At 64.7% G+C, this 22,114-nt stretch carries 20 protein-coding genes; 8 read left to right on the plus strand and 12 right to left on the minus strand.

The genetic code is table 11. The features are described 5' to 3' along the window. Positions 1 to 159 precede the first annotated feature (159 nt). The 4 genes from H7993_RS04195 to H7993_RS04210 are packed head-to-tail and all read left to right on the plus strand — an operon-like array spanning position 160 to position 3,861. The gene (locus H7993_RS04195; protein WP_185793549.1) at positions 160 to 1,329 is read left to right on the plus strand and encodes an acetyl-CoA acetyltransferase; all 1,170 of its coding nucleotides are present in this window, start codon (positions 160 to 162) and stop codon (positions 1,327 to 1,329) included. Continuing rightward, positions 1,326 to 2,903 carry an acyl-CoA synthetase gene (locus H7993_RS04200; RefSeq protein WP_206682959.1) on the plus strand — a complete coding sequence of 526 codons (1,578 nt, stop codon included), beginning with the start codon at positions 1,326 to 1,328 and terminating at the stop codon, positions 2,901 to 2,903. The genes H7993_RS04195 and H7993_RS04200 overlap by 4 nt, the downstream gene beginning before the upstream one ends. Beyond that, a complete protein-coding gene (locus H7993_RS04205) occupies positions 2,903 to 3,454 on the plus strand; it encodes a PPC domain-containing DNA-binding protein (protein WP_122478483.1) in 552 nt (183 codons plus the stop codon). The genes H7993_RS04200 and H7993_RS04205 overlap by 1 nt, the downstream gene beginning before the upstream one ends. Next, positions 3,451 to 3,861 (plus strand): PPC domain-containing DNA-binding protein, encoded by a 411-nt coding sequence (locus tag H7993_RS04210; RefSeq protein ID WP_185793550.1) that lies wholly within the window; start codon positions 3,451 to 3,453, stop codon positions 3,859 to 3,861. The genes H7993_RS04205 and H7993_RS04210 overlap by 4 nt, the downstream gene beginning before the upstream one ends. Before the next feature lie 141 nt (positions 3,862 to 4,002). On the opposite strand, the gene dld is transcribed toward H7993_RS04210, so the two are convergent. The 5 genes from dld to H7993_RS04235 all read right to left on the minus strand — a co-directional run bounded on the left by dld (position 4,003) and on the right by H7993_RS04235 (position 10,132). Continuing rightward, on the minus strand, positions 4,003 to 5,685 hold the full coding sequence (dld, locus tag H7993_RS04215; protein ID WP_185793551.1) for a D-lactate dehydrogenase: 1,683 nt from the start codon (positions 5,683 to 5,685) through the stop codon (positions 4,003 to 4,005). Beyond that, positions 5,682 to 6,098 (minus strand): RidA family protein, encoded by a 417-nt coding sequence (locus tag H7993_RS04220; protein ID WP_185793552.1) that lies wholly within the window; start codon positions 6,096 to 6,098, stop codon positions 5,682 to 5,684. Before H7993_RS04220 ends, dld begins: the two co-directional genes overlap by 4 nt. A 65-nt stretch (positions 6,099 to 6,163) precedes the next feature. Next, positions 6,164 to 7,570 (minus strand): efflux transporter outer membrane subunit, encoded by a 1,407-nt coding sequence (locus tag H7993_RS04225; RefSeq protein WP_185793553.1) that lies wholly within the window; start codon positions 7,568 to 7,570, stop codon positions 6,164 to 6,166. A 1-nt stretch (position 7,571) separates the two neighbouring features. Further along, entirely contained in the window at positions 7,572 to 8,600 is a 1,029-nt protein-coding gene (locus H7993_RS04230; protein WP_244646840.1) for an HlyD family secretion protein, read from the minus strand. Positions 8,601 to 8,608: 8 nt separating this feature from the next. Further along, positions 8,609 to 10,132 (minus strand): MFS transporter, encoded by a 1,524-nt coding sequence (locus H7993_RS04235; RefSeq protein ID WP_342214324.1) that lies wholly within the window; start codon positions 10,130 to 10,132, stop codon positions 8,609 to 8,611. Between the two features lie 130 nt (positions 10,133 to 10,262). Here H7993_RS04235 and H7993_RS04240 point away from each other — a divergent pair, with 130 nt between their 5' ends. The 3 genes from H7993_RS04240 to H7993_RS04250 all read left to right on the plus strand — a co-directional run bounded on the left by H7993_RS04240 (position 10,263) and on the right by H7993_RS04250 (position 12,204). Continuing rightward, a complete protein-coding gene (locus tag H7993_RS04240) occupies positions 10,263 to 11,039 on the plus strand; it encodes an IclR family transcriptional regulator (protein ID WP_185793555.1) in 777 nt (258 codons plus the stop codon). Between the two features lie 184 nt (positions 11,040 to 11,223). Continuing rightward, complete coding sequence (locus H7993_RS04245; RefSeq protein ID WP_122478499.1) at positions 11,224 to 11,898, plus strand: histidine phosphatase family protein; 675 nt, start codon at positions 11,224 to 11,226, stop codon at positions 11,896 to 11,898. Positions 11,899 to 11,991: 93 nt separating this feature from the next. After that, positions 11,992 to 12,204: a hypothetical protein gene (locus H7993_RS04250; protein ID WP_185793556.1), complete on the plus strand. Its 213-nt coding sequence runs from the start codon at positions 11,992 to 11,994 to the stop codon at positions 12,202 to 12,204. Positions 12,205 to 12,271: 67 nt separating this feature from the next. Here the strand turns inward: H7993_RS04250 and H7993_RS04255 are convergent, their stop codons facing one another. Then, complete coding sequence (locus H7993_RS04255) at positions 12,272 to 13,006, minus strand: WecB/TagA/CpsF family glycosyltransferase (RefSeq protein WP_122478503.1); 735 nt, start codon at positions 13,004 to 13,006, stop codon at positions 12,272 to 12,274. Positions 13,007 to 13,187: 181 nt separating this feature from the next. Between H7993_RS04255 and H7993_RS04260 the strand changes: the two genes are divergently transcribed. Next, complete coding sequence (locus tag H7993_RS04260) at positions 13,188 to 14,237, plus strand: glycoside hydrolase family 5 protein (RefSeq protein WP_342214248.1); 1,050 nt, start codon at positions 13,188 to 13,190, stop codon at positions 14,235 to 14,237. On the opposite strand, the gene H7993_RS04265 is transcribed toward H7993_RS04260, so the two are convergent. From H7993_RS04265 to H7993_RS04290, 6 genes are all read right to left on the minus strand, one after another. Beyond that, on the minus strand, positions 14,221 to 15,504 hold the full coding sequence (locus H7993_RS04265) for a hypothetical protein (protein ID WP_185793557.1): 1,284 nt from the start codon (positions 15,502 to 15,504) through the stop codon (positions 14,221 to 14,223). The genes H7993_RS04260 and H7993_RS04265 overlap by 17 nt on opposite strands. 28 nt (positions 15,505 to 15,532) lie before the next feature. Further along, the gene (locus tag H7993_RS04270) at positions 15,533 to 16,480 is read right to left on the minus strand and encodes a glycosyltransferase family 2 protein (RefSeq protein WP_122478509.1); all 948 of its coding nucleotides are present in this window, start codon (positions 16,478 to 16,480) and stop codon (positions 15,533 to 15,535) included. Continuing rightward, entirely contained in the window at positions 16,477 to 17,835 is a 1,359-nt protein-coding gene (locus H7993_RS04275; RefSeq protein WP_185793558.1) for a lipopolysaccharide biosynthesis protein, read from the minus strand. Before H7993_RS04275 ends, H7993_RS04270 begins: the two co-directional genes overlap by 4 nt. Before the next feature lie 14 nt (positions 17,836 to 17,849). Beyond that, on the minus strand, positions 17,850 to 19,244 hold the full coding sequence (locus H7993_RS04280; RefSeq protein ID WP_122800674.1) for an undecaprenyl-phosphate glucose phosphotransferase: 1,395 nt from the start codon (positions 19,242 to 19,244) through the stop codon (positions 17,850 to 17,852). Positions 19,245 to 19,358: 114 nt separating this feature from the next. Next, positions 19,359 to 21,581 (minus strand): GumC family protein, encoded by a 2,223-nt coding sequence (locus tag H7993_RS04285; RefSeq protein WP_122478515.1) that lies wholly within the window; start codon positions 21,579 to 21,581, stop codon positions 19,359 to 19,361. Between the two features lies 1 nt (position 21,582). Next, positions 21,583 to 22,089, minus strand: coding sequence for a polysaccharide biosynthesis/export family protein (locus tag H7993_RS04290; protein WP_122478517.1), 507 nt, complete (start codon positions 22,087 to 22,089; stop codon positions 21,583 to 21,585). Positions 22,090 to 22,114 lie beyond the last annotated feature (25 nt).

A 22,114-nucleotide genomic window follows, 5' to 3' on the forward strand; every position in this document is an offset into this window, starting at 1 on the left:
TGTCGCCTGCCGCGAGCGAAGCGACACCTGTGGCGACACGACACCTCGCCACGGTAACAGCCAGCCCGCCACGGGCCGGCGTTTCAAGCCCTTGGCACCGCTCTTGCTATCGACCTTGGCAAACAACATCAATCCAGATTTCATTCGAGGAAAGACCTCATGGGTTCGCCAGTCATCAGCGGTTGGTACCACTCCCCCTTCGGCAAATTCGACCAGCTCGACCCCGAGCAGATGATGGCCGATGCGGCCGTGGCTGCGCTCGAGCATGCCGGGCTGGACGCCGAACAGATCGATTCGGTCCACGTCGGCCATTTCAACGCCGGCTTTCTGTATCAGGATTTCCCCTCCGCCCTGCTCGCCAACCACATCCCGGCCCTGCGCTTCACCCCTTCGGTGCGCGTGGAGAACGCCTGCTCCACTGGCTCGGCGGCGATCCATTCGGCGTTGCAGGCAGTGCTCTCCGGCCAGTCGCGCCACGCGCTGGTGGTGGGCTTCGAGAAGATGAACACGCTGCCCACCGAGGAAGTCGGCAAGATCCTGCTCAAATGCTGCTACGCCAAGGAGGAAGCACAGATCGAGGGTGGCTTCGCCGGGGTGTTCGGCACCATCGCCCAGACCTACTTCGACCGCTACGGCGACCAGTCGGACGCGCTGGCGATGATCGCCGCGAAGAACCACGCCAACGGCGCGTTGAACCCCTATGCACACATGCGTCGCGACCTGGGCTATGAATTCTGCCGCGAGCCGTCGGCAAAGAACCCGTTCGTGGCCGGGCCACTCAAGCGCACCGACTGCTCGCTGATAACCGACGGCGCCGCCGCCCTGGTCATCAGTCGCGACGACCATGCGCCCGGCCGTGGCCAGGCGGTGAGTTTCCGCGCGGCAGTGCAGGTCAATGACTACCTGCCGCTGTCGCGCCGCGACCCGACTTTCTTCGAAGGCGCGGCGCGCGCCTGGCAGCAAGCGCTGGGCACCTCTGGCCTGAGCCTGGCCGACCTGTCGCTGGTGGAAACCCACGACTGCTTCACCATTGCCGAACTGCTCGAATACGAAGCCATGGGCCTGGCCGAACGCGGCCAGGGTGCACGGGTGATCGCCGAGGGCATCAGCCGCAAGGACGGCCTGCTGCCGATCAATCCTTCTGGCGGGCTCAAGTCCAAGGGCCACCCGATCGGCGCCACCGGCGTGTCGATGCACGTGATGGCGGCCATGCAGCTCAGCGGCCAGGCCGGCGACATGCAACTGGCCAAGGCCGACCGCGCTGGCGTGTTCAACATGGGCGGCGCCGCGGTGACCAACTACGTGAGCATTCTGGAGCGCGTGCAATGACCGGCATCGACAATGTGATGAACCTGGGCGAACTGCTCAACCAGATTGCCCGCCGCTACCCGGATGCACCGGGGTTCATCCGCGGTGACCAGGTGCACACCTGGCGCAGCATCTCGCAGCGGGTCGACAGCGTCGCCGCCGCACTGCGCGCGCGCGGGCTGGGCAAGGGCGACAAATTGCTGGTGCATTCGCGCAACAACCTGCCGCTGTTCGAGAGCGCCTGGGTGGCGTTCCGCCTGGGCGCGGTATGGGTACCGACCAACGTGCGCATCACTCCGCCCGAGGCTGCCTATCTGGGCAGTTCCAGCGGCGCGGTGGCCATGTTCTACGACGACGGCCTGGCTCACTACGTGGATGCCGTGCGCGCCGAGTCGCCGGCCCTGGTGCATGTGATCGCCCTTGGCGAACCCCGCGAAGGCGAACTCAGCTACGGGCAGTTGCTGGACGAAGGCGCGCCGCACGCCAGCGCTTTCCGCCCCGCCGACGTCAACTACCATGACCCGTTGTGGTTCTTCTACACCTCGGGCACCACCGGCCACCCCAAGGCCGGGGTGCTCACCCACGGGCAGATGGCCTTCGTCATCAACAACCACATCGCCGACCTGATGCCCAGCCTGACCCAGCACTCGCGCTCCCTGGTGCTGGCGCCGTTGTCCCATGGCGCCGGCATCCATGCGCTGGTCAACGTCGCACGCGGCGCCGCCTGCGTGTTGCCGGCCGGCGATCGACTGGACTGCGACGAAGCCTGGCGCCTGGTACAGGAACACCGGGTCGACAACCTGTTCACCGTGCCGACCATCGTCAAGATGCTTACCGAAGACCCCGCCGTCGACCGCTACGACCACAGCAGCCTGCGCCAGGTGATCTATGCCGGCGCGCCGATGTACCGCGCCGACCAATGTCACGCCCTGCGCAAGCTGGGCAAGGTGCTGGTGCAGTATTACGGGCTGGGCGAAGTCACCGGCAACATCACCGTGCTGCCCGCCGATTGCCACGATGCCGAGGATTCCCCGGCCGCCAAGGTCGGCAGTTGCGGCTATCCGCGCACTGGCATGCAAGTGGCGATTCTCGACGAGTCGGGCCAGGAACTGGCGACCGGCCAGGACGGCGAGATCTGCGTGCGCGGCCCGGCGGTGTTCAGCGGCTACTACAACAACCCGGAGGCCAATGCCAGCTGCTTCAAGCACGGCTGGTTTCACACCGGCGACCTGGGCCATGTCGACGAGCACGGCTACCTGTTCATCACCGGCCGGGCCTCGGACATGTACATTTCCGGCGGTTCCAACGTCTACCCGCGCGAGGTCGAGGAAGCCCTGCTGACCCACCCTGCTGTCAACGAAGTGGCCGTGCTGGGCATGCCGGACGCGAAATGGGGCGAATGCGGCTGCGCGGTGATCGTCACCACCGGCCCGGTCAGTGACGAGCAGTTGCTGGCCCATCTGGAACCGCGCCTGGCTCGCTACAAATGGCCCAAGCACTTCGTGCGTTGGGACGACATGCCCAAGTCCGGCTACGGCAAGATCGTCAAGAAGCAGATCCGCGCACTGCTGCAGGAACGCGAGGAGGTGGCCTGATGAACCCCCATTTCGAACAGCGCGATGGCGTACGGGTATTCGTCCACGGCGGGCCGGCGCAGCAGCCGCGGCGCCTGGACCGCAGCGTGGCCCAGGGTGAAGAGTTGCGCATCGTGTTGCCCTTGGCGTGCAACGTTGCCGAAGGCTTGCTGGCCGCCCTGCGCGGGCGCCGCTACGGCAGCGCGGTGGGGCGCATCCTCTGTGGCGGCGCGGCGCACCTGAGCTACCACCGCATGGTGGTCACCGACAAGGCCGAGCGCCCCTACGACTACGGTGCGCCGGTGGTACTGGACGGCTACATCACGTTCATCAGCGGCGCCATCACCGTCGGCCGCGATGCGCAGAACATGCCGTTGCTGCATTGCCACGCCGGGTTCCTGGACCGCGACGGGCAGCAGCACGGTGGCCATCTGGTGCTCGACAAACTGATTGTGGGCAGCGAAAACCTGGTGATCCGCCTGTGCCTGTTCGATCAGGTCGCCTATCAGGCACAGCCCGATGCCGAAACCCACTTCAATCTCTTGCACCCGATCGACCAGGAGGCCTCATGAACGCCAGCGCCGTACTCGAACCCGACCTGTCCGCTTCCAGCATCCAGACCGGCCGCCTGGGCCGACTCGTGGTCGCCCGGCTCAAACCCAACGAAGACATCGTTGAAAGCGCCGAAGCGCTGTGCGCCAGCCACGGGATTGCACTGGCCGTGATTCGTGGCGGGCTGGGCAGCTTGATCGATGCACAGCTGGGCTATCTGGGCCGACACGGCATGAAGATCCTGAACGTGCCGGGACCGGGAGTGGAGATTCTGAGCATCAGTGGCGAGATCGTCATCGGCGAGAGTCGCCTGCAGGCCGTGGTTGCGGACGCCGACGGCAACATCTTCGCCGGACGACTGGAGCGCGGCCGCAACCTCTCGTTCATCACCGTCGAGTTGACCCTGCAGGAGTGGCTGCCGGACTGACGCCCCCCCCCGTGGCCCTCACGTAGGAGCGGTCAGCGGCCGCGAAAAAGCTATCGCGGTGGATCAGGCCGACCGCGTCAACCTTTCGCGGCCACGGACCGCTCCTACAGGGTCGTGCACAATCTCGTATTGCCCGCTCTATCATTCCTGCCAGTGGCGACATTTGGACGTCTGGCCGACACCCGGGTTGAACGCGTTGCAAGGGTCCAGCTGCTGGTAGAACGCCTTGAGCGCCGGCTTGGCCGGGTACAGATGGCCGACGTTGTGCTCTGCCGGGTACTCGGCGCCGCGCTCGTCGAGCAGTGCCCACATGCGATGCTCCACCGCCAGGCAATCACTGCCCTTGCGCAGGATGTAGTCCTGATGGAACACGTGGCAGAAGAAATGCCCGTAGTACAGCTTGACGATCATCTGCTGCTCGATGTCGTCGGGCAGCGTCTCGAACCACTGCCGATCGTTGCGCGCCAGGGCGATGTCCAGGGCCACGATGTCCTCCACCTCGCGGTCATGCACCGCGCGGTAGCGAACCGCCGCACCGGCAGCGGCAAACCGATGCAGGAAGGCCTTGCTGCCCTCCTCTGCGGTACAGCGGAAGAAGTCTCCCTCGCGCCCGGCGAACAATCCTTCGAGCAGCTTTTGGGTCGGTGCCACCGAGCCGGCTGACACCTTGAGCATCAGGTAATGCTCGTAACGCTGCCGGAAATCGCGGATGCGTGGTGGCAGGTGATCGGGGAAGCAGCGCGCGGCGACCTGCAGGACCCGGTCGGCGAGGTTGGCGCGCAGCCAGGGAAAGCGCTTGAGAAAGGTGTCGGCGCGGCTCTTGAGGGCAAACATCCTGGGCAGGCGCTGCGTCCCCAGGTGATGGATCATCAGGAAGGTGTCCTTGCCGTACTCGGCAGCCACGTCGTAGGCGTCGCGGTGCATGTACTCACCGGCAATCGGCAGTTCGTCGAACTGCTCGAGCATGTGCCGGCGAATCTGCGTGAGGTCGGCGGTGTCGTTGCTGCCGATGTAGAACACGGCGGTGTCGCGCTCGGCGGCGAAGGTGTCCAGGCGCACGGCGAACACCGCCAGCTTGCCGGCACTGCCGCTGGCCTCGTGCAGTCGCTGGTGGTCGGCATTGAACCGTGCGGGCGTGGGCGCGTCGACTTCGCGCACATAGGCGGCGTAGCCATGGTCGGAGCCCAGCCCGGCATCGGCCTTGATATCGGTGGCGGTGTAGCGCTGGGCGTCCAGGTTGCCGAGGATCTGCTCGGGCGTATCGCCCAGTTCGACGCCCAGGTGGTTGACCAGTTGCAAGGTGCCATCGGCGCCGAGCTGGGCGTACACCGCCATCTGCGTGTAGGCCGGTCCGCGACGCACCAGCGAGCCACCTGAATTGTTGCAGACGCCGCCGAACACCGACGCGCCGATGCACGAGGAACCGATCACCGAATGGGGCTCGCGGCCCAAGGGTTTGAGGACCTTCTCCAGCTGATCGAGGGTCGAGCCGGGGAAGCAGATGACCTGACGGCCCTCCTCGATCACGTGCACCGTGCGCATGCGCAAGGTACTGATGATGACCACTTCGCGGTCGTAGCCGCCGTCGGGCGTGGAACCACCGGTCAGGCCGGTGTTGGCCGCCTGCATGATGACGATGACGTCCGCCGCCACGCAGGCCTTGACCACCTGCCACTGCTCCAGCAGCGAGCCGGGGCGGACCACGGCCAGTACGTTGCCGCTGCCGAAGCGGAAGCCCTGGCGGAAACGTTCGGTCTCGGCCGATTCGGTCAGCACGTGGGTGGCGCCGACGATGCCGCGCAGGGCGCTGATCAACTCGTTCATTGCGGCACCACCGCGACGGCATCGACTTCGATGAGCATGCCGTCCAGGGCCAGGCGCGGCACCGGGATCAACGTGCAGGCAGGGGTCATTTCGTCGCCCCACGCCTCGCGCAGGGTGTCGCTCCAGATGGCCAGGCGCTCGTGGTCGTGATCGACCACCAGCACGGTCAGCTTGGCGACATGGCAATAATCGGCACCGACCGAGGCCAGTGCGGTGCGCAGGTTGGCCAGGGCCTGCCCGGCCTGCAGCTGGAAGTCCGGGGAGATGCTGCTGTCCAGGCTTTCACCGCCCTGGCCTGCGATGAACAGCAACTTGCTGCCAGCGGCGACCTCGGCCACATGGGAGTAGCCATAGGGCGCCGGGTCGAAAAGGCCGGGCGGGTTGCTGAGCGTGAACGGGGCGAGGTCGGGCATGGGCAGGCTCCTGTTGGCTGACAGACCTTACCCTAGCACGGCTGGCCGGGCACATCGCGGCTTCTTCAGGCGTCTTTCGGCCATCCTCCGCCAAGGGCCCGATACAGACGCACACGGTCGATCGCCGCCGCGGTGGCGCTGTCGACCAGCTGGGTTTGCGTGGCCAGCAGCGCGCGCTGTACACCCAGTACGTTGATGAAGTCGGTGGCGCCCTGGTTGTAGCGGTCGCGGGCAGTGCCCAGGGCCACGGTGTTCTGCCGCACTGCCTCGCCCAGCGCCGCGTGGTGCTGCTGTTCGGCGGCATAGTCGCTCATGGCATCGTCAACCTCGTGCCAGGCCGCCAGCACCACCCGTTGGTAGTCCAGCGCCGCTTGCTGCTGCTGGTGCTCGCGCAGCTCGAGGGTGCCGGTCAGTCGCCCGCCCTGGAAGATCGGCAGGTACAGGCTGGGGCCGAACGACCAGCTGCGCGAATCCCAGCCGCCCAGGTCCGAGCCGGCCAGCGCCTGAAAACCGAAGCTGGCGCCCAGGCTGACCCGCGGATAGAAATCCGCCTTGGCCACGCCGATGGCTGCCGTGGCGCGATGCAGGGCGGCTTCGCTGCGCTGGATGTCGGGCCGGCGCCGCGCCAGCTCCGAGGGCACCCCCATGGGCACGTCCGGGGCGGGGTTGGGAATGGCCTGCGGGGTGCGCAGTTCGTCGGCCAGGGCCCGGGGCGGCTCCGCCAGCAAGTAGCTCAGGGCGTTGATCAAGCGGTCCTGTTGCGCCTGCAGCATCGGCAGCGAGGCTTCGATGGTTGCCACCAGTGCGGCGGCGTTGGCGGTGTCCAGGTTGGTGGTGACACCGTTCTCGTACCGGGTCTGCGTCAGGCGCTGGCTTTGCCGGGCTATTTCCAGGTTCTGCCGCGCCACCGCCAGACGTGCCTGCACGCCACGCAGGCGGATGTAGTCGGTGGCGGTGCGCGCCGCGATACTCAAGCCGACCGCATCGCGCTCGGCCTGGCTGAACCGGACGTCGGCCTCGGCCATCTCCACGCTGCGCTGGACATGGCCCCACAGGTCCACTTCCCAACTGGCGTCGAGCGCCCCGCTCCACAGTTCGAAAGGCGCCCGGCCGTTCTGGCCGGACGGATCGTTCAACCCCTCGCCACTGTTGCGCTCGCGCTGGTAGCCGCCACGCGCGCTGAGCCCGGGCAATTGCTGGCTGCCGCTGACCTGGCGCAGGGCCTGGCTTTGCTGCACGCGGTTGCTCGCCGAGCGGATGTCCAGGTTGGCCTTGGCCGCGCGGGTGACCAGCGCGGTCAGTTGCGGGTCGCCCAGCTGCTGCCACCAAGCGGCGTCCAGCGCCGCATCGGCGCGCGTCCCGGCGCTGTCCTGCCACTGGGTTGGCAACGCTGCCCGAGGACGCTGGAAGTCCGGGCCGACGCTGCAGGCGCCCAGGCTGCTCAAGGCTAGAACCAGCAATGCACGTTTCATTTCAGGGCTCCTGGGTGGTATCGACCGACGCGACCACCGACAGGCCCACCCGCAGACGGTCAAGGTGCGGTTGGTCGGCCTCGAACACCACCTTAACCGGGATACGCTGCACCACCTTGGTGAAGTTGCCGGTAGCGTTGTCCGGGCTGATCGGCGCGAACGACAGGCCGGTGGCCGGTGCCACGCTGTCGATATGGCCGCGGAAAACCTGGTCGGGAATGCTGTCGACACGAATGTCCACACGCTGCCTGGCGTGCATGTGCGCCAACTGGGTTTCGCGGAAGTTGGCGACCACGAACGCCTGGTGCAGCGGCACCAGGGCCAGCAGGGGTCGGCCGGGCGCGACGTAGGCGCCCACACGCACCGAACGCTGGCCGATCATGCCATCGGCGGGTGCCAGAATCTGCGTGTACGACAGGTTCAGCTCGGCCTGCTGCAACGCGGAGCGGTCCTTGTCCACTGCTGCCTCGGCCACTTCCAGTTCGGCCTTGAGCACGTCCAGGGTGCGCTGGGCCGCGACCCGCGAGGCCGCATCGCGGTCGCGAGAGGCTTCCCAGCCCTGCAGTTCGGCCTCGGCCTTCTGCCGCTCTTCCTGGGTGCCGGCGCCGGCCTGGGACAGGTTGCGGTAGCGCTGGGCGTTGGCCTGGGCAAACTTCAGCGAAGCGGCAGTGGCACGGGTCGCGGCGCTGGCCTGGTCGATCACGGCCGCCTGACGCTCGATGCTGGCGCGCAGATTCTTCACCTGTGCCTGTGCGGCACTGACATTGGCGTGGGCGGCCGCGACCGATGCCGCGTAGTCGCGCTCGTCCAGACGCGCGAGCAACTGCCCGGCCTGGACCGATTGGTTGTCCTGCACCAGCACCTCGGTGACCACTCCGGCCACACGTGGCGCCACCAGCACCGAGTCGGCGCGGATGTAGGCATCGTCGGTGCGCTGCACACCATCGCTGTGCAGCACGTGGTAAAGGCCATAGGCCGCGCAGACGAGGATAGCGGCGCCGATGAGGGATACAGCGGTTCGGTTGTTCATAACGGATTTCATGACGGTACCGGGGGTTGCGGTGGATAGGCGCGTTTGGGCAGGGTTACCAACACCACCAGCAGCACGGCGATGAAGGCCAGCAGCGCGAGGAACGCGTCGCTGTAGCTGAGCACGAACGCTTGCGCGCGCACGCGACCGGCCATCTCGGCGGCCGGTTCGCCGTAGAGCGGCATCAGGCTCTGGTAGCTGTTGCCGAGCTGGTCGAGCAAGGTGTTGGAGTGCAGGTGCTCGCGGGCGGTGACGAAATTCTCGAGCACCACGCCGGCCACCACCGAAGACAGCCCGCGCAGGGTGTTGACCATGGACGAGGCGAACGGGCCCTCCAGCGGATGAATCACGCCGGTGGCGATCATCAGCAACGGCACCACCACCATCGGTTGGCCAAACGTGTGCAAAGCCTGCAACAGATAGAAGTCGTCGCGGATCCACTCGCCGGTGATCTGCGAGCCGCCGAGCAGGGCCAGGGTCAGCAGGCCGAAACCGGCCGCCATCACGTAGCGCGAATCCACCCAGTTGCGGTTGATGACGAACGCCACCAGTGGCGCGACGAGCAGCTGCGGCAAGGCGATGCACAGCGCGGTGGGCATGGTCTGCAGCGGCCGGTAGCCCTGGATGTGGGTCAGGTAGCCTGCCGGAATCGCGCTGCCGGCCATGCCGACGAACAGGAACAGGCACAGCGTGGTGATGCCAAAGGCGAAGTTGCGCCGGCCCAGCAACTGCAGCTTGAACAGTGGCAGCGGGTGGAACCACTCGTTGAGCAGGAACAGCGGCAGGCAGACGCCGGCGCCGATCAGCAGCAAGGCAATCAACGGCGAGTCGAGCCAGTCGAGCCGCTCGCCCTGGGTCAGGCCGATGATCAGCATGCTGATGCCCGCGGTCCCGAGCAGGGCACCGCGCCAGTCGGCCTGCTTGAAGCGCTCCAGGCGCAAGGGATCCTGGGGCAGGCCATAGGCAATGCAGGCGGCGCCGATGAGGCACGCTGGAATGATCTGCCAGAACACCATGCGCCAGTCACCGCCCTCGGTCCACAGCGCGGCAAGCGGCATCGCCAGGTTCGGCCCGAAGGTGGCGGTAAGCGCATAGGCCGACAGCCCGTACAACTTGATGTGCCAAGGCAGAAAACGCAGCGCGGCGGTCATCAGCAGCGGCGGCAGCGCCCCGCCGGCGAGGCCCTGAAGCACGCGCAACAGCAGCAGGCTTTCCAGATTGGGCGCGAACGGGCACAGTGCGCCGAAACCGGCGAAGGCCACGGTGACCACGATGGCGAAGCGGCGCAGCGAAAACGTTACCGCCAGCCAGGGCGCCAGCAGCATCGCCGAGACCTCGGCGGCCGCGTAGGCGGAACTGACCCAACTGCCTTCATCGTGGCCGAAACCGTAGATGCCCAGCAGGTCGGCCAGGGTAATGTCGGTGACACGGTCATTGATGCCGGACGTCAGCGCGGCGATCAATACGCCGATCAGGCCGAGTGCCAGGCGCCCGCCGAAAGGGGTCGGGGCTGGGGGTGAAGGTGGGGACACGAAGAAATCCTGCTGGCGGCAACCAACGACAGACTGACTGTTGGCTCGGTAACCTATTGGCTCGGTAACCTGTTGGCTGGGTCACTATCGCGATACACTGTACCGAACAGCGATACAAAAGGCAAATTCCATGAGCAGCGACAACGATCGCAACGGTATTCAAGTCATTTCCCGGGCAGCGGCTATCCTGCGCTGCCTCGAAAGCGAACCCGACGGCTTGAGCCTGGGCGCAATCGCCAAGCGCATCGAGCTACCCCGCTCCACGGTGCAGCGGCTGGTCGACGCCCTGGCCCACGAAGAGCTGCTCAAGGTGCACGGCGCCGGCGGCGTGTGCCTGGGCCCGGCATTGATGCGCCTGGCCTCCAACAGCCATGTCGACATCATCCAGCAGGTCCGCCCCTATATGGAGGCACTGACCGAGCGCACCGGAGAAACCTCGGTACTGGTCAACCGCAACGGCACCCACCTGATGCTGCTGCACTCGGTGGTGTCGCCGCAGCCGCTGCGTGTGGCGCCCTCCTCCGGGAGTTTCCTCAGCGTCTACGCGACCTCGGGGGGCAAGGCATTGCTGGCCAAGATGAGTGACGAAGCCGTCGTGCAACTGCTCGGCCCGGTGCTCGAGCCGCTGACGCCCAGCACACCGGACCTGCCGCACTTGCTTGAACAACTGGCTGAGGTTCGCGTGCGGGACTATGCCTGCGACGCCAATGAGCACATGATGGGCGTTGGTGCCGTGGCCGTGGCCCTGCAGACCTCGCAAGGTCAGTACGCCCTGGCGCTGGTAGGTCCGGTATGGCGGGTCGAGGCGCAGCATGAGGTGTTTCGCCAGGCGTTGTTCGATACCCGCCAGGCCTTGACCCGTGCTCTGGGCGCAGGCCTGCGCACAGGCGAGACGTCGTCAATTTGAAACAAAATGCCACTATCTTGATTGGCACAAGTGCCGAACCTAAAGGCAACATGACACTCAGAGAGTCGCCCCTGCCACAGGATAACAGGCAGGAAAAACAAAGACAGGGAGACCCAGGCGGCTGCTCGCAGCACGCATTGGACGGGTGTGTCAGCTAACCCAGAGAGAGTTCAAGACCCATCCTATGAAAACTTTGAGCAACTGTGCCCGGCAGTTGAAACGCTACTACTACGCATTGCCCGCCATGCTGTTGGCCGGTACCTGTTCCTTCCTGGCTTTCGAAATCAGCGACAGCCGTGCGGCTCCAGTGGATGGCACGCAGACCCTGGTGTTCCTGCGCCACGCCGAGAAACCCGCCGGTGGCCTCGGCCAGCTCAACTGTCAGGGCCTCAACCGCGCACTGAACCTGGCCGAGGTGCTGCCACAACGGTTCGGCAATGCCGATTTCGTGTTCGCCGCCGACCCTGGCCGGCACGTCGAGGAAGGCGAGAACGACGAATCCTACAGCTACCTGCGCCCGCTGATGACCATCAGCCCCAGTGCGATCAAGCTCGGCCTGCCGGTGAACATCGAATACGGCGCCAACGACACCCAGGATCTGGCCAAGGAACTGATGCGCGACAAGTACCACAATGCCGTCATCTATACGGCCTGGTCGCATGGCTACCTACCGGAACTGATCAACGAAGTGGCCGGCCGCGCCGTGGGCCAGAAAATGAACATCACCGACGACTGGGAATCCGGCGATTTCGATTCACTCTACGTGCTGACCCTGACCTGGCACGACGGCAAGGCCAGCCTGCTCTCGCGCAACGTCAAGCAGGGTCTGGACAATGGCCATACGGCTTGCCCGGTCTGACACCGGCCAGGGCCGTGTGAGTGGCACCAAGCGCTGCAAGGGAGGCTCGGGTATACTGCCCCTCCCTTTCAACGCGCTTGCCCCGGAGTCACCATGCCTGTCAGTCAACATCCCGATGCCGATCCGCTCGTCCAGGACGCCGAGCTCGACAGCCAGGCAGCGGTCCCGGCGTTCACCTTCCCGTTCAAGCCCGGTGCTTTCGCGGCCAAGGAAGCGGCGCGCTACCCCGGCGCCGGCAAGTCCAACCACGACAAGACCCCAGGCCGCGCGCCGAACGGCACGCGCCGCTCCATGGGCAAGCGCTGAGCGCCCGCCGTAGGCAAAACCCCGGAATGCACAACGACAAAGCCACCCTAGGGTGGCTTTGTGATTTTCAGGGCTTCTGGCGCTGCTGGGAATACTGCCGCGCGATGATCGGCACGATACGCCGTCCGTCGTGCCAATAGCGCCCGGCCAGGCGACGCGGCTCGCTGAGGATGCGGTGCAGCCACTCCAGTGACAGCTTCTGCACCCACATCGGCGCGCGTTGCACCTTGCCCGACAGGAAGTTCAGCGCTGCGCCCGTGCACAAGCCTACGCCGTGGGCCAGGCCGCGGTCGGCGATCATCTTGCACAGCAGTTCCTGGCGCGGCGAACCGACCGACATGATCACCAGCTGCGCCCGATGCTGTTCGACGAACTGCAGGGTGGCCTCCACTTCTGCAGGGTTGTCGATGAAGCCCATCGGCGGGTTGTAGTGCAGGAACGTCACCGCCGGGTAGCGCTGGGCCAGCACCTGCAGCACATCGGTGGTCGAGCCGACGACCGTCACGGTCCAGCCTTCACGCTGGGCTTCATCCATCACCGACACGGTCAGGGTGCTGCCTGGGATGGCTTCGGGCACACCGGCGTCGAACTTGCGCAGCACGGGCATCAGTACTCGGCTGTCGCAGACCCGGTAGGCCGCCGCGTCATAGGCATTGCGGAAAACCGAGTCGTTTTCAAGCAGCACAACGTGGTTCACGTTGGCGGTAACCACGTAGCCAAACGGCTTGTTCACGTCGCCCTTGATGGCACGGATCAAGTGCGTTTGGTCACCTTTGTAGAAATCTATTCCAAAAACTTTCATCCAGGCCGTCCTATCAGTTCTAGAATGCGTTAATGCAGCGCCATAGAAAGGCTGCGGGAGCTTGGACGATTCGGCTTATTCGTCTGAAGCATGGTAATTGACTGGTTTCCATCCATAGGCTGAGCCAATGAACAGCAAAAGGTTGTATTCACGTGCAGATTCCGGGCGCGCAGTACCTTTCGTGCCTCAACTCCACCCGTCTCGTCCTCGTCGTGCACTGTTGAGTGCGGCGATGTCGATGGCGCTGGTGCTGGGCTCTGGCGCCGCATTCGCGGATGTGCCGATGGTTCAGATCAACGTATCGGGGGCAGAGTTCTCCGAGAATGCGTTTCCGGGCGTGGAAGGTACGCATTATTTCTTTCCGCGCGAAGGTTTCTTTGCCAACTGGAAGCGTCGCGGCATTCAAAGCGTGCGTTTTCCGCTCAAGTGGGAGCGCCTGCAACCCACGCTGGGTGGGGCATTCGACCCCACCTATGCCAAGTTGATCGACAAGATGCTGGTGCAGGCTGCACAGGCGAACATGCAAGTGATCCTCGACGTGCACAACTACGGGCGCTACCGCGGCAAGATCATCGGCACCAGGGAAGTCACCGTGGCTCACTATAAGAACCTCATGACTCAGATGGCCCGCCGCTGGAGCCCCTACAGTGCGCTGGCCGGCTACGACCTGATGAACGAGCCCCACGACGAATCCGACGCCATCTGGCCGACTGCGGCGCAGGCTGGCATCGACGCCATACGCAGCATCGACAAGACTCGTCCGATCTACGTCGAGGGCCGCTCGTGGGCCAGTGCCGAACGCTGGCCGCACTATAACGACGAGCTGCTCAAACTCAAGGACCCGTCGAACAAGCTGATCTTTTCCGCGCATATCTACATCGATCCAGACGGCAGTGGTAACTACAAGAATCGAATTTCCGGTAAATGGGATCCGGATATCGGGGTAAACCGAGCCAAGCCCTTCGTCGAGTGGCTCAAGCGCAACGGCAAGAAAGGCCACATCGGCGAGTTCGGCGTCCCTGACAATGACCCCCGCTGGCTGGACGCGGCCGAGCGGCTGCACAAGTACCTGGCCCTGCAGTGCATGCCGCTCACCTACTGGTCGAGCGGCCCTTACTGGGGTGGCTACTTCATGGCGGTCGAGCCGATCAACGGCAAGGCCCGTCCTCAATGGTCGGTCATGGGCAGGTACCTGAAAGAGCCGAAGTGCAAGGCTATCGGCCCGACCTGATCGGCAGTCCCACAGGGCCGGCCGGTCGTTCCAGTGGACGATCGGCCGGTTGCGATGCAGGCACCCTCACCTGACCGTAATAGACGAATGCCGCAACCGCGAGCGCTGCGATGTTGCCGTCGTACATCATAGCCGGCGACAGGAACAGATTGATCAGGTTGAAGCACATGTCCAGGACGAAGGCAGCCAGCAGGTCGCCTTTGTTGCGGCATTGACGGCTGATTCTCCAGAATCCGACGAAGTACACCAGAATGATCAGCGGCATGATGAAGCCGTAGCGATACAGCACGCCCAGCAAGCCCACGTCCGACAGGTAGAAGTACGAGCTGTACAGGCGCGAGAACCCGCCCTGCCACTGCAGCGACAACGCCCCCATCCCTACGTACCAGTTCGCCGCGGTATCACGCAGAATGATCGCCGTGGTATCGGCACGCACCCCACCCGGCTCGGTCGCTTCCTGCACCAGGGCCATCAGTCGCTCGTACTGCGCTTCGAACGGCGCCGGCATCACCATGTAGGCGATTCCGCCCACCACGATCATTGCCAGGCCCAGCTTGACCAGCACATGCAGGTGCGCACGGAAGATCCACAGCGCCGCCAGGGTCCACACCAGCATCGTGTTACGCGTCTGCAGAACCAGCCACAGGTAGGCGGCGAACAGGCCGAGCAACAGCACCGGGACCAATTCGATACGACGGCGCAGGCGGTACATCAGCATCATCGCGCACAGCGACACATACGACCCGCCAATGCTGAAGCGGTCCGGACGCAACGGGTTGAGGCCGTAGTCCTTCTCGTCGACGTTGAACGCGACCGCGGCGTTTTCCGGGACGATCTTGAAGTAGTAGAGAAAGCCTACCGCAACGCACGCCAGGCCACCGATCAGGAAATAGCGCTCGAGCTGCTCCTGGGTCGGTTGCGCCTTCAACATCAGGTACAAGGCCGGGAAGAACAGCAGGTAGAGGAAGTTGCGGCGCTCTTCGAGCAGGCCGTAGAACAGCGGCTGCTCGAAGTGATACCAGGAGAACAGTGCGGACATCACCGGCAGGGCCACGCCCATGAACAGGATCCACATACTGGCCCGTGACTGCCACGGGCGTTGCCACATGGCCAGCAACAGCACCGCTGCGCCCACCACACCGGCCAGGTACAGCTCACGCAGGTACGGCAGCCCCGCCAGCTTGTTGTCGGTCAGGAAAACGAAGCCGGAGTTGACCACCACCAGCAGGCACAGCAACGTGCGCGGATTGAACAAAGCCTGGAGCATGTCCGTTACCTCGTGGACGATAGATCACTCAGCGCCATTTGAACGCCAAGCCCTCGGTGATGCCCTTGATGCCGAACTTGATGTTCTTGGCACTGCCGCGGTTCTGCAGCACGGTGATCGCGCCCAGCGCGATCGCCGAGACGAAGGTGCACGCGGTCGAATGAAAGCGCTTGTTGTACATGATGGCCGCGCGGTTGCGGTAGAAGTGGAACATGTGGCTGCGGCCACGGGTGCTGCCGCTGTCGCCATGGCGAGCGAAGCTGTTCAGAGCGACACGACCATGCCAGCCCACGGCGGCGGCGCGACGTTCCCAGTCCACTTCTTCGGAATACATGAAGTAGCGGTGGTCCATCATGCCGACCTCTTCGATCACCTCGCGACGCACCATCAGGCTGGCGCCCATCAGGTAGTCGGGCTCGGGCAGGCCGGCTGTGGCCAGTTGCGTGCGATCCAGGTTCTTGCCCATCAGCTTGGTCTTGCCCAGCCAGGGGAAGAGCATTCCGCCACCCACGCACTGGACCACCTGTGGCCGGTCCGAATACACCAGCACGGAAGCCGAGAAGCCGCATTTGGGCGACTGCTCCAGGGTATCGCGCAGCGCTTCCAGCGCACCGGCCTCGACGGTCACATCGTTGTTGAGCAGCCAGATGTAGCGATAGCCTGCGCGTATCGCGTAGTCGATGCCCACGTTGTTGCCGCCGGCGTAGCCGTGGTTGCCTTCGTTGACGATCAAGACGCGCTCATGGGGCGTGTCATAGCTGCCGGCGGCGCGCTCGTCGATCACCCGTACGTCCGGGCCGGTCGAATCGTTGAGAAACTGCTGCAGGCGCGACACGCTGTCGTCCTTGGAATCGTTGTCGATCACCACGACCGGAACGCGGCAGTGCGCGTCCAGAGCACGGATGCAGTCGATGGTGGTATCGGCGCCATTCCAGTTGAGGATGATCGCGCATACGTCATTATTGGATCTGGTCATGCTTCAGCCTCCTGTAGAGTGCCACGCTGGCGGTTCTGCCAGGCACGCGCCTTGAATACGACGATCGACAGCATCGCCAGATAGATGAAAATGTTTGCTGCCGCGATGGCCATCACCACCGCCAGGGCCGAGCCGCCCCAGAAGGCGCCCAGGGCCACCGCGCCGAAGCGCAGCGAGGTCGCGAAGACTTCGAAGCCAAGGAAGTAGGCCTGCAGGCGCAAGGCCGGGATGGCCACTTCGCACGGCATCGCCGCGAACCGGGCCAATTCCGCCAGGGCCAGCCAGCGCGCGTATTCACCCGCTTCGTGCCACTGGGCACCGAAGGCCACGGTGAACAGCCAGGGCCCGGCAATGACCAGGATCAGGAAGCCCGCCGAGCCGATCGCCGTCATCGCGCCGACGCCCTTGAGCAGCAGGCCGACCACCGCTTCACGCGCATGGACGGCGGCGGCGATGCGCGGGTAGAAGACGCTGCCCATGGCCTTGCCGATGAAGTTGCTGGGCATTGCCAGCACTTGCAGGCACAGGGCGAAATAGCCGGCCGGTATGGCGCCGAACAGCGAGGCCAGTACCAGTGTGGGCATGTGCACCGACAAGGCGTTGATCAACACCTGCGGGGCACGGAAAAGTGGGAAGTCGCGGTATTCGCTGGCCAGTTGGCGCAGGGTCTTGCGCGGCGCCTCGTCGGTTTCGGCAACCTCGGCCGGGGCCGGCTTGCTCATGGCCATGCCGATCAGGATCAGCAGGCTGTGCACCACGTAGTACAGAGCACTGGTGACCACCAGCATGGTTGCGCTGTTGTTGAACAGGCCGCCGACACTGCGCATGCCATTGTAGACCAGCGCATGGCTGGTGGCGGCTCGGGCGGTCAGGCGATAGCGCCCATGGCGGTAGAGCCACTGCTGCAGCACTTCGAGCACCGCCGAGCTGAACATCACCAATGGTAGCAGCATCAGGTACGGGGTGAGCAGTGACAGGTTCCAGCGCTCGGCCAGCATCGGCCCCCACCACAACAGCACACCGGCAACCAGTATGGAAACCAGCAAGGCGACCACGGTCGCCAGCTTGGCCAGTCCGCTGGCGTCGCGGTGGGTCTGCGGCAGGACGATGGCCATCGACCAGGTCAGGCTGCAGGCCGGGATCAGAATGATCGTCAGGCTGAGGAAGGTACCCACCACCCCGAACGCTTCGGGGCCGTAGATACGCATGATCACCGGGATCAGCGCGAGGTTGATCAGCTGCGCGCCGGCCGAGCCGCCGAGCGCGGTCGCCAGATTCCGCACCATGCGGTTCTGGCGCAACTGCTGAATGAGGCCGGGGGCCGGTGTCGGCCCCTGGCTCAAGTCGTGTTCCATCCCAGCCTCCGGGCTCAATAGATGTTCCGTGAGAACAGGGTGAACGGGGTCTTGATCAGGATCTTGATGTCCAGCCACAACGACCAGTGATTGATGTAGGCCAGGTCACGCTCCAGGCGCCCCTGCATCTTGTCCAGGGTATCGGTTTCGCCACGGAAGCCGCTGACCTGGGCCAGGCCGGTGATGCCTGGCTTGATGCGATGACGTGCCATGTAGGCCATCAATTTGTCGCAGTAGTAATGGTTGTGGGCGATGGCGTGTGGACGCGGGCCGACCAGGGCCATTTCGCCGCGCAGCACGTTGATCAACTGTGGCAGCTCGTCGAGCGAAGAGCGACGCAGGAACGCACCGACGCGGGTTACGCGCGAATCGTTGCGGGTGGCCTGCTTCACTTCCTGGTCGTCGTGCATGCGCATCGAACGGAACTTGTAGACGTGAATCACGGTGCCGTTGCAGCCGTCGCGACCCTGGCGGAAGAACACCGGGCCTGGCGAGGACAGCTTGACCGCCACTGCGCAGCTGATCAGTACCGGTGCCAGGGCGATGATCGCCAGCAGCGCCAGGCTGCGGTCGATCAGGTCCTTGGCCATGGCCGCAGCAGGGTGCGAGCTCAGCGGGGTTTCGTTGAGGTAGATGGCCGGGAACTGCTCGATCTGCGAGATCGACTGATTGAGCAGCATCATGCTGCCGAAGTCCGGCACCCAGACCACGTCCACCGCCAGGTCGAGCAGGTCGACGTAGATCGATTCGATCTGCACCATGCGATCCAGTGGCAGGGCGATGTACACCCGACGCACTTGCTCGCGCTGAACGATGTCGCGCAGTTCGTCGAAACCGCCCAGGTGCGGCACGCCAGGCACCGGTACCCAGTCGGCATCGACTTCGGCGTCCGGCGCGATCACGCCCAGAACCGGTACCCGCGGCTTGAGCTGGCGCGCCAACTTGCCGGCCAGTTCACCGGCGCCGATGATCACGGCCTTGCGCTCGTTCTTCAGACGCTGGTTGTGACGGTTGAGCAGGAAGCGCAGCGGGATGAAGGTTGCCGCCTGGGCGAGGAAGCCGTAGACGATCAGCTTGACGGCCATGCCGGGCGCCAACGTCTGCGGGCTGCCACTGAGCCAGATGACCACCGCCAGGGCGGCGACCAGGGTCAGCCAGCCGCCGAGCAGGCGCAACAGGCCGCTCAGGTAGTTCAGGCGCTTGTGGTAAACGTGCAGGAAACTGTAGACGGGGACCGAGGCAAGAACCCCGATCATCATCAGGACCCGATACTGGGGCGGGAATTCGTTGAAGTGTGCGTACAGGACACTGAATGTCAGCGCGCATGCCAGCGTGGCACCCGCGAGCCACATGGTCCAGAACGTCAGGCCCCGACGATTTACCATCGGGTGCAAGCGAGGCGCAATCATAGATGTATCCTCTGCAGACAAGTGCGGCGTGGTTGGGCATTTTCCGTAACGCGACCAGCCGTGCGCACGGCTCACCCCGAAGGGAGAGCGGCGCGGCTGCAAGGTCGGAAAGGTTTACTGAGCCGGGGCTGCCGGCAGGTAGTCATAGTAGTGGTCGCGACGCTGACCGGGTTCGGGACGCGACACCTGGTTGAGGACCACACCGGTGATAGGCGCGCCGGTCTGCAACAGCTGACCGATGCTCTTGCGCACGAGCGGCATGCTGGTGGCTTCGGACTTGATCACGTAGATCACCGAATCGGCCATGCCGCACAGCAGTGCTGCGTCACTCACCGACTGGCTGGCCGGGGTGTCCAGAATCACGCGGTCGTAGCGGTGGCGTGCCCACTCCAGGAAGGTCTGCATGCGCGTGCTGGCCAGCAGTTCCTGAGGGTTGTACGGCATTTCACCAGCGCAGATCACGTCCAGGCTACCGATGGTCTGCAGGCAGTCATCGACGCCCGCCTTGCCCGCCAGCAACTCGGCCAGGCCGATGTGCTGAGCGTCCAGGCCCAGATTGGTGGCCACTTTCGGACGGCGCAGGTCGGCTTCCACCAACAGCACGCGTTCGACGCGGGCCATGGCACCGGCCAGGTTGATCGCCAGGGTGGTCTTGCCTTCGCCCGGAGTGGTCGAGGTCAGGACCAGGGTCTTGCGACGTACATCGTCGTCGTTGAGCATCACGCCAGTGCGCAGGGTACGTACGGCTTCGGCGAATGCCGCGTCGTCGTTGCGCTCGAACTGGCGGTGGATGCGCGAACGGTTGCGGCGCTTGAGCAACGGCACCACGCTCAGTACCGGCAGCTGCAGGGCACGCTCGACGTCGGCGCTGTTCTTGAAGCTGTTGTTCAAGGCTTCACGCAGCAGGGCAATGGCGCAACCGGCGATCAGCGACAGCAGCGCGGCCAGCACTACCAGAATGGCCTTGCGCGGCGTGGTCGGGAACAGCGGTGCAATGGCAGGGTCGACCACGCGGGCGTTGCCCGAAACCAGGTCGGCAGTCGCCATGGTTTCGCGCAGCTTGGTCATGAACGTGTTGTACACGTCACGGTTGCTGTCGACATCGCGCTGCAGTTCACGCAGGGCGAACTCCTTGCGGGAGATGTCCTGGATTTCCTGCTTGTTGGTGTTGAACGAGGAGCGCAACGAGTTCTCGTTGTCCTGCGCCAACTGATAGTTGTGCTGCAGGCCGGCGACAACCTGGCTGACCTGGCTGCGCAGGCTGGCCTGGGCGGCTTGCAGTTCGGAGCGTGCGGCAACCATCTGCGGATGCTTGTCGCCGTAGCGCTGGCTGTATTCGTCGACCCGCGCCTGGGCAGTGGCGGCCACGGCCTGGAACTGCTGGATCACCGGGTTGTTGATGACCGCAGGCACGCTGGACAGGTCCAGGTTGCCACCGCGAGCCAACAGACCCTGCACCTGACGGTACTGGCTCTGGGCATCGGCACGTTCGCGGCGTGCGTCGACCAGACGGTCGCTGGTACGGGCCAGTTCGTTGGCGGTGATGGTAGCCACGCCGCCGACATCGACCAGGCCCTGGCCATCGCGATAAGCCTGCAACTTGCTTTCAGCCTGCTGCAGCTGGGTGCGCAGCTCGACCATGCGGGTGTTCATCCAGCGGCTGGCGGTCAGCGATTCCTGCTGCTGCGAGTTCTGCCGGCTGGCCAGGTAACCCTGGGCCAGGGCGTTGGCGGTGGCCGCGCCGGTTTCGGCATCGGCCATGGTCACGCCGATGCTGACCAGGTGGCTCTTGCCCACGACGGTCACGCTGGTGCGCTGGCGCAGTTCCATCACGGCGCTGTTGAACGCCTGCTGCTCGGTGTAGTTGAGCTCCTGGTGCCAGCTCTGCGGGAACCAGTCGGCATGCCAGTTGGACAGCTGGGCCTTGATCTTGGCCAGGCGCGACTGCTTCTGCCGTGGGTCCAGTTCCTCGTGGTGCGACAGGTCGAGCTCGCGCACGGCCCGCTCGGCCACTTCGCGGCTCTGGATCAGGCCCATCTGGGTCTGCAGGTAATCGCTGTTGGGATCGGGACGGTCCGGCGTCTGCTGGAACGTGATGACCTGGTTACCGCTGGGCTCGATGACCAGAGTGGCGACGGAGCGATAGGTCGGGGTCATGTTCAGCGCGTAGATCACGGCGGCGGCGGTGCCTACCGCGAACACGCCGAGGATCATGCCGCGGCGACGCCACAGCGTGCGCCACAGTTTGCGCGAATCCAGCGCATCGCGTTCTTCTGACGCGGGCACAGCCTGCCAGGGAGCAACGCCCTGGCTGTTTCTTACGGCAATCTGGCTCATGTCAGAAGAACCCCTGGTCAATGGTGATGGTGTCGCCCGGTTCTACCGGTGTTGCCAACTGGGCCGCTTTGGCACTGCCGCCGCGATTGATGTTGATGCGGTTGACCGAAGCACGCTCGGTCAGGCCGCCGGCCAGCGCGATGGCACGGTCCATGGTCAGGCCCGGCTTGTAGGGATACCCACCCGGTGCCTTGACTTCGCCGCCAATATAGAAGGGGCGGTATTCGACCACGCTCACGGTCACTTTCGGATCTTTCAGGTAATCACCGCTCAGACCTTTGGTGATGACGCGTTCGATCTCGTCGGTGGTCTTGCCCAGGGCTTTCACGTTGCCGAGAAAGGGGTAGGAAAAGGTACCGGAATCATTGAGGTGGACTTCTTCGTTGGTCAGATCGGGTTCACCCAGTACGGACACCCGGATGACATCGCCCGAAGCGAGTTTGTAGGCATCGGCCTGGGCTCCCAGGCTGAACAGTGCCAGTACGACAATCAATGCATGCTTGAACATGGTGGCTTCTCCCCTTTGGGTTGAG

The organism is Pseudomonas baltica (assembly GCF_014235765.1).
GTDB lineage: Bacteria > Pseudomonadota > Gammaproteobacteria > Pseudomonadales > Pseudomonadaceae > Aquipseudomonas > Aquipseudomonas baltica.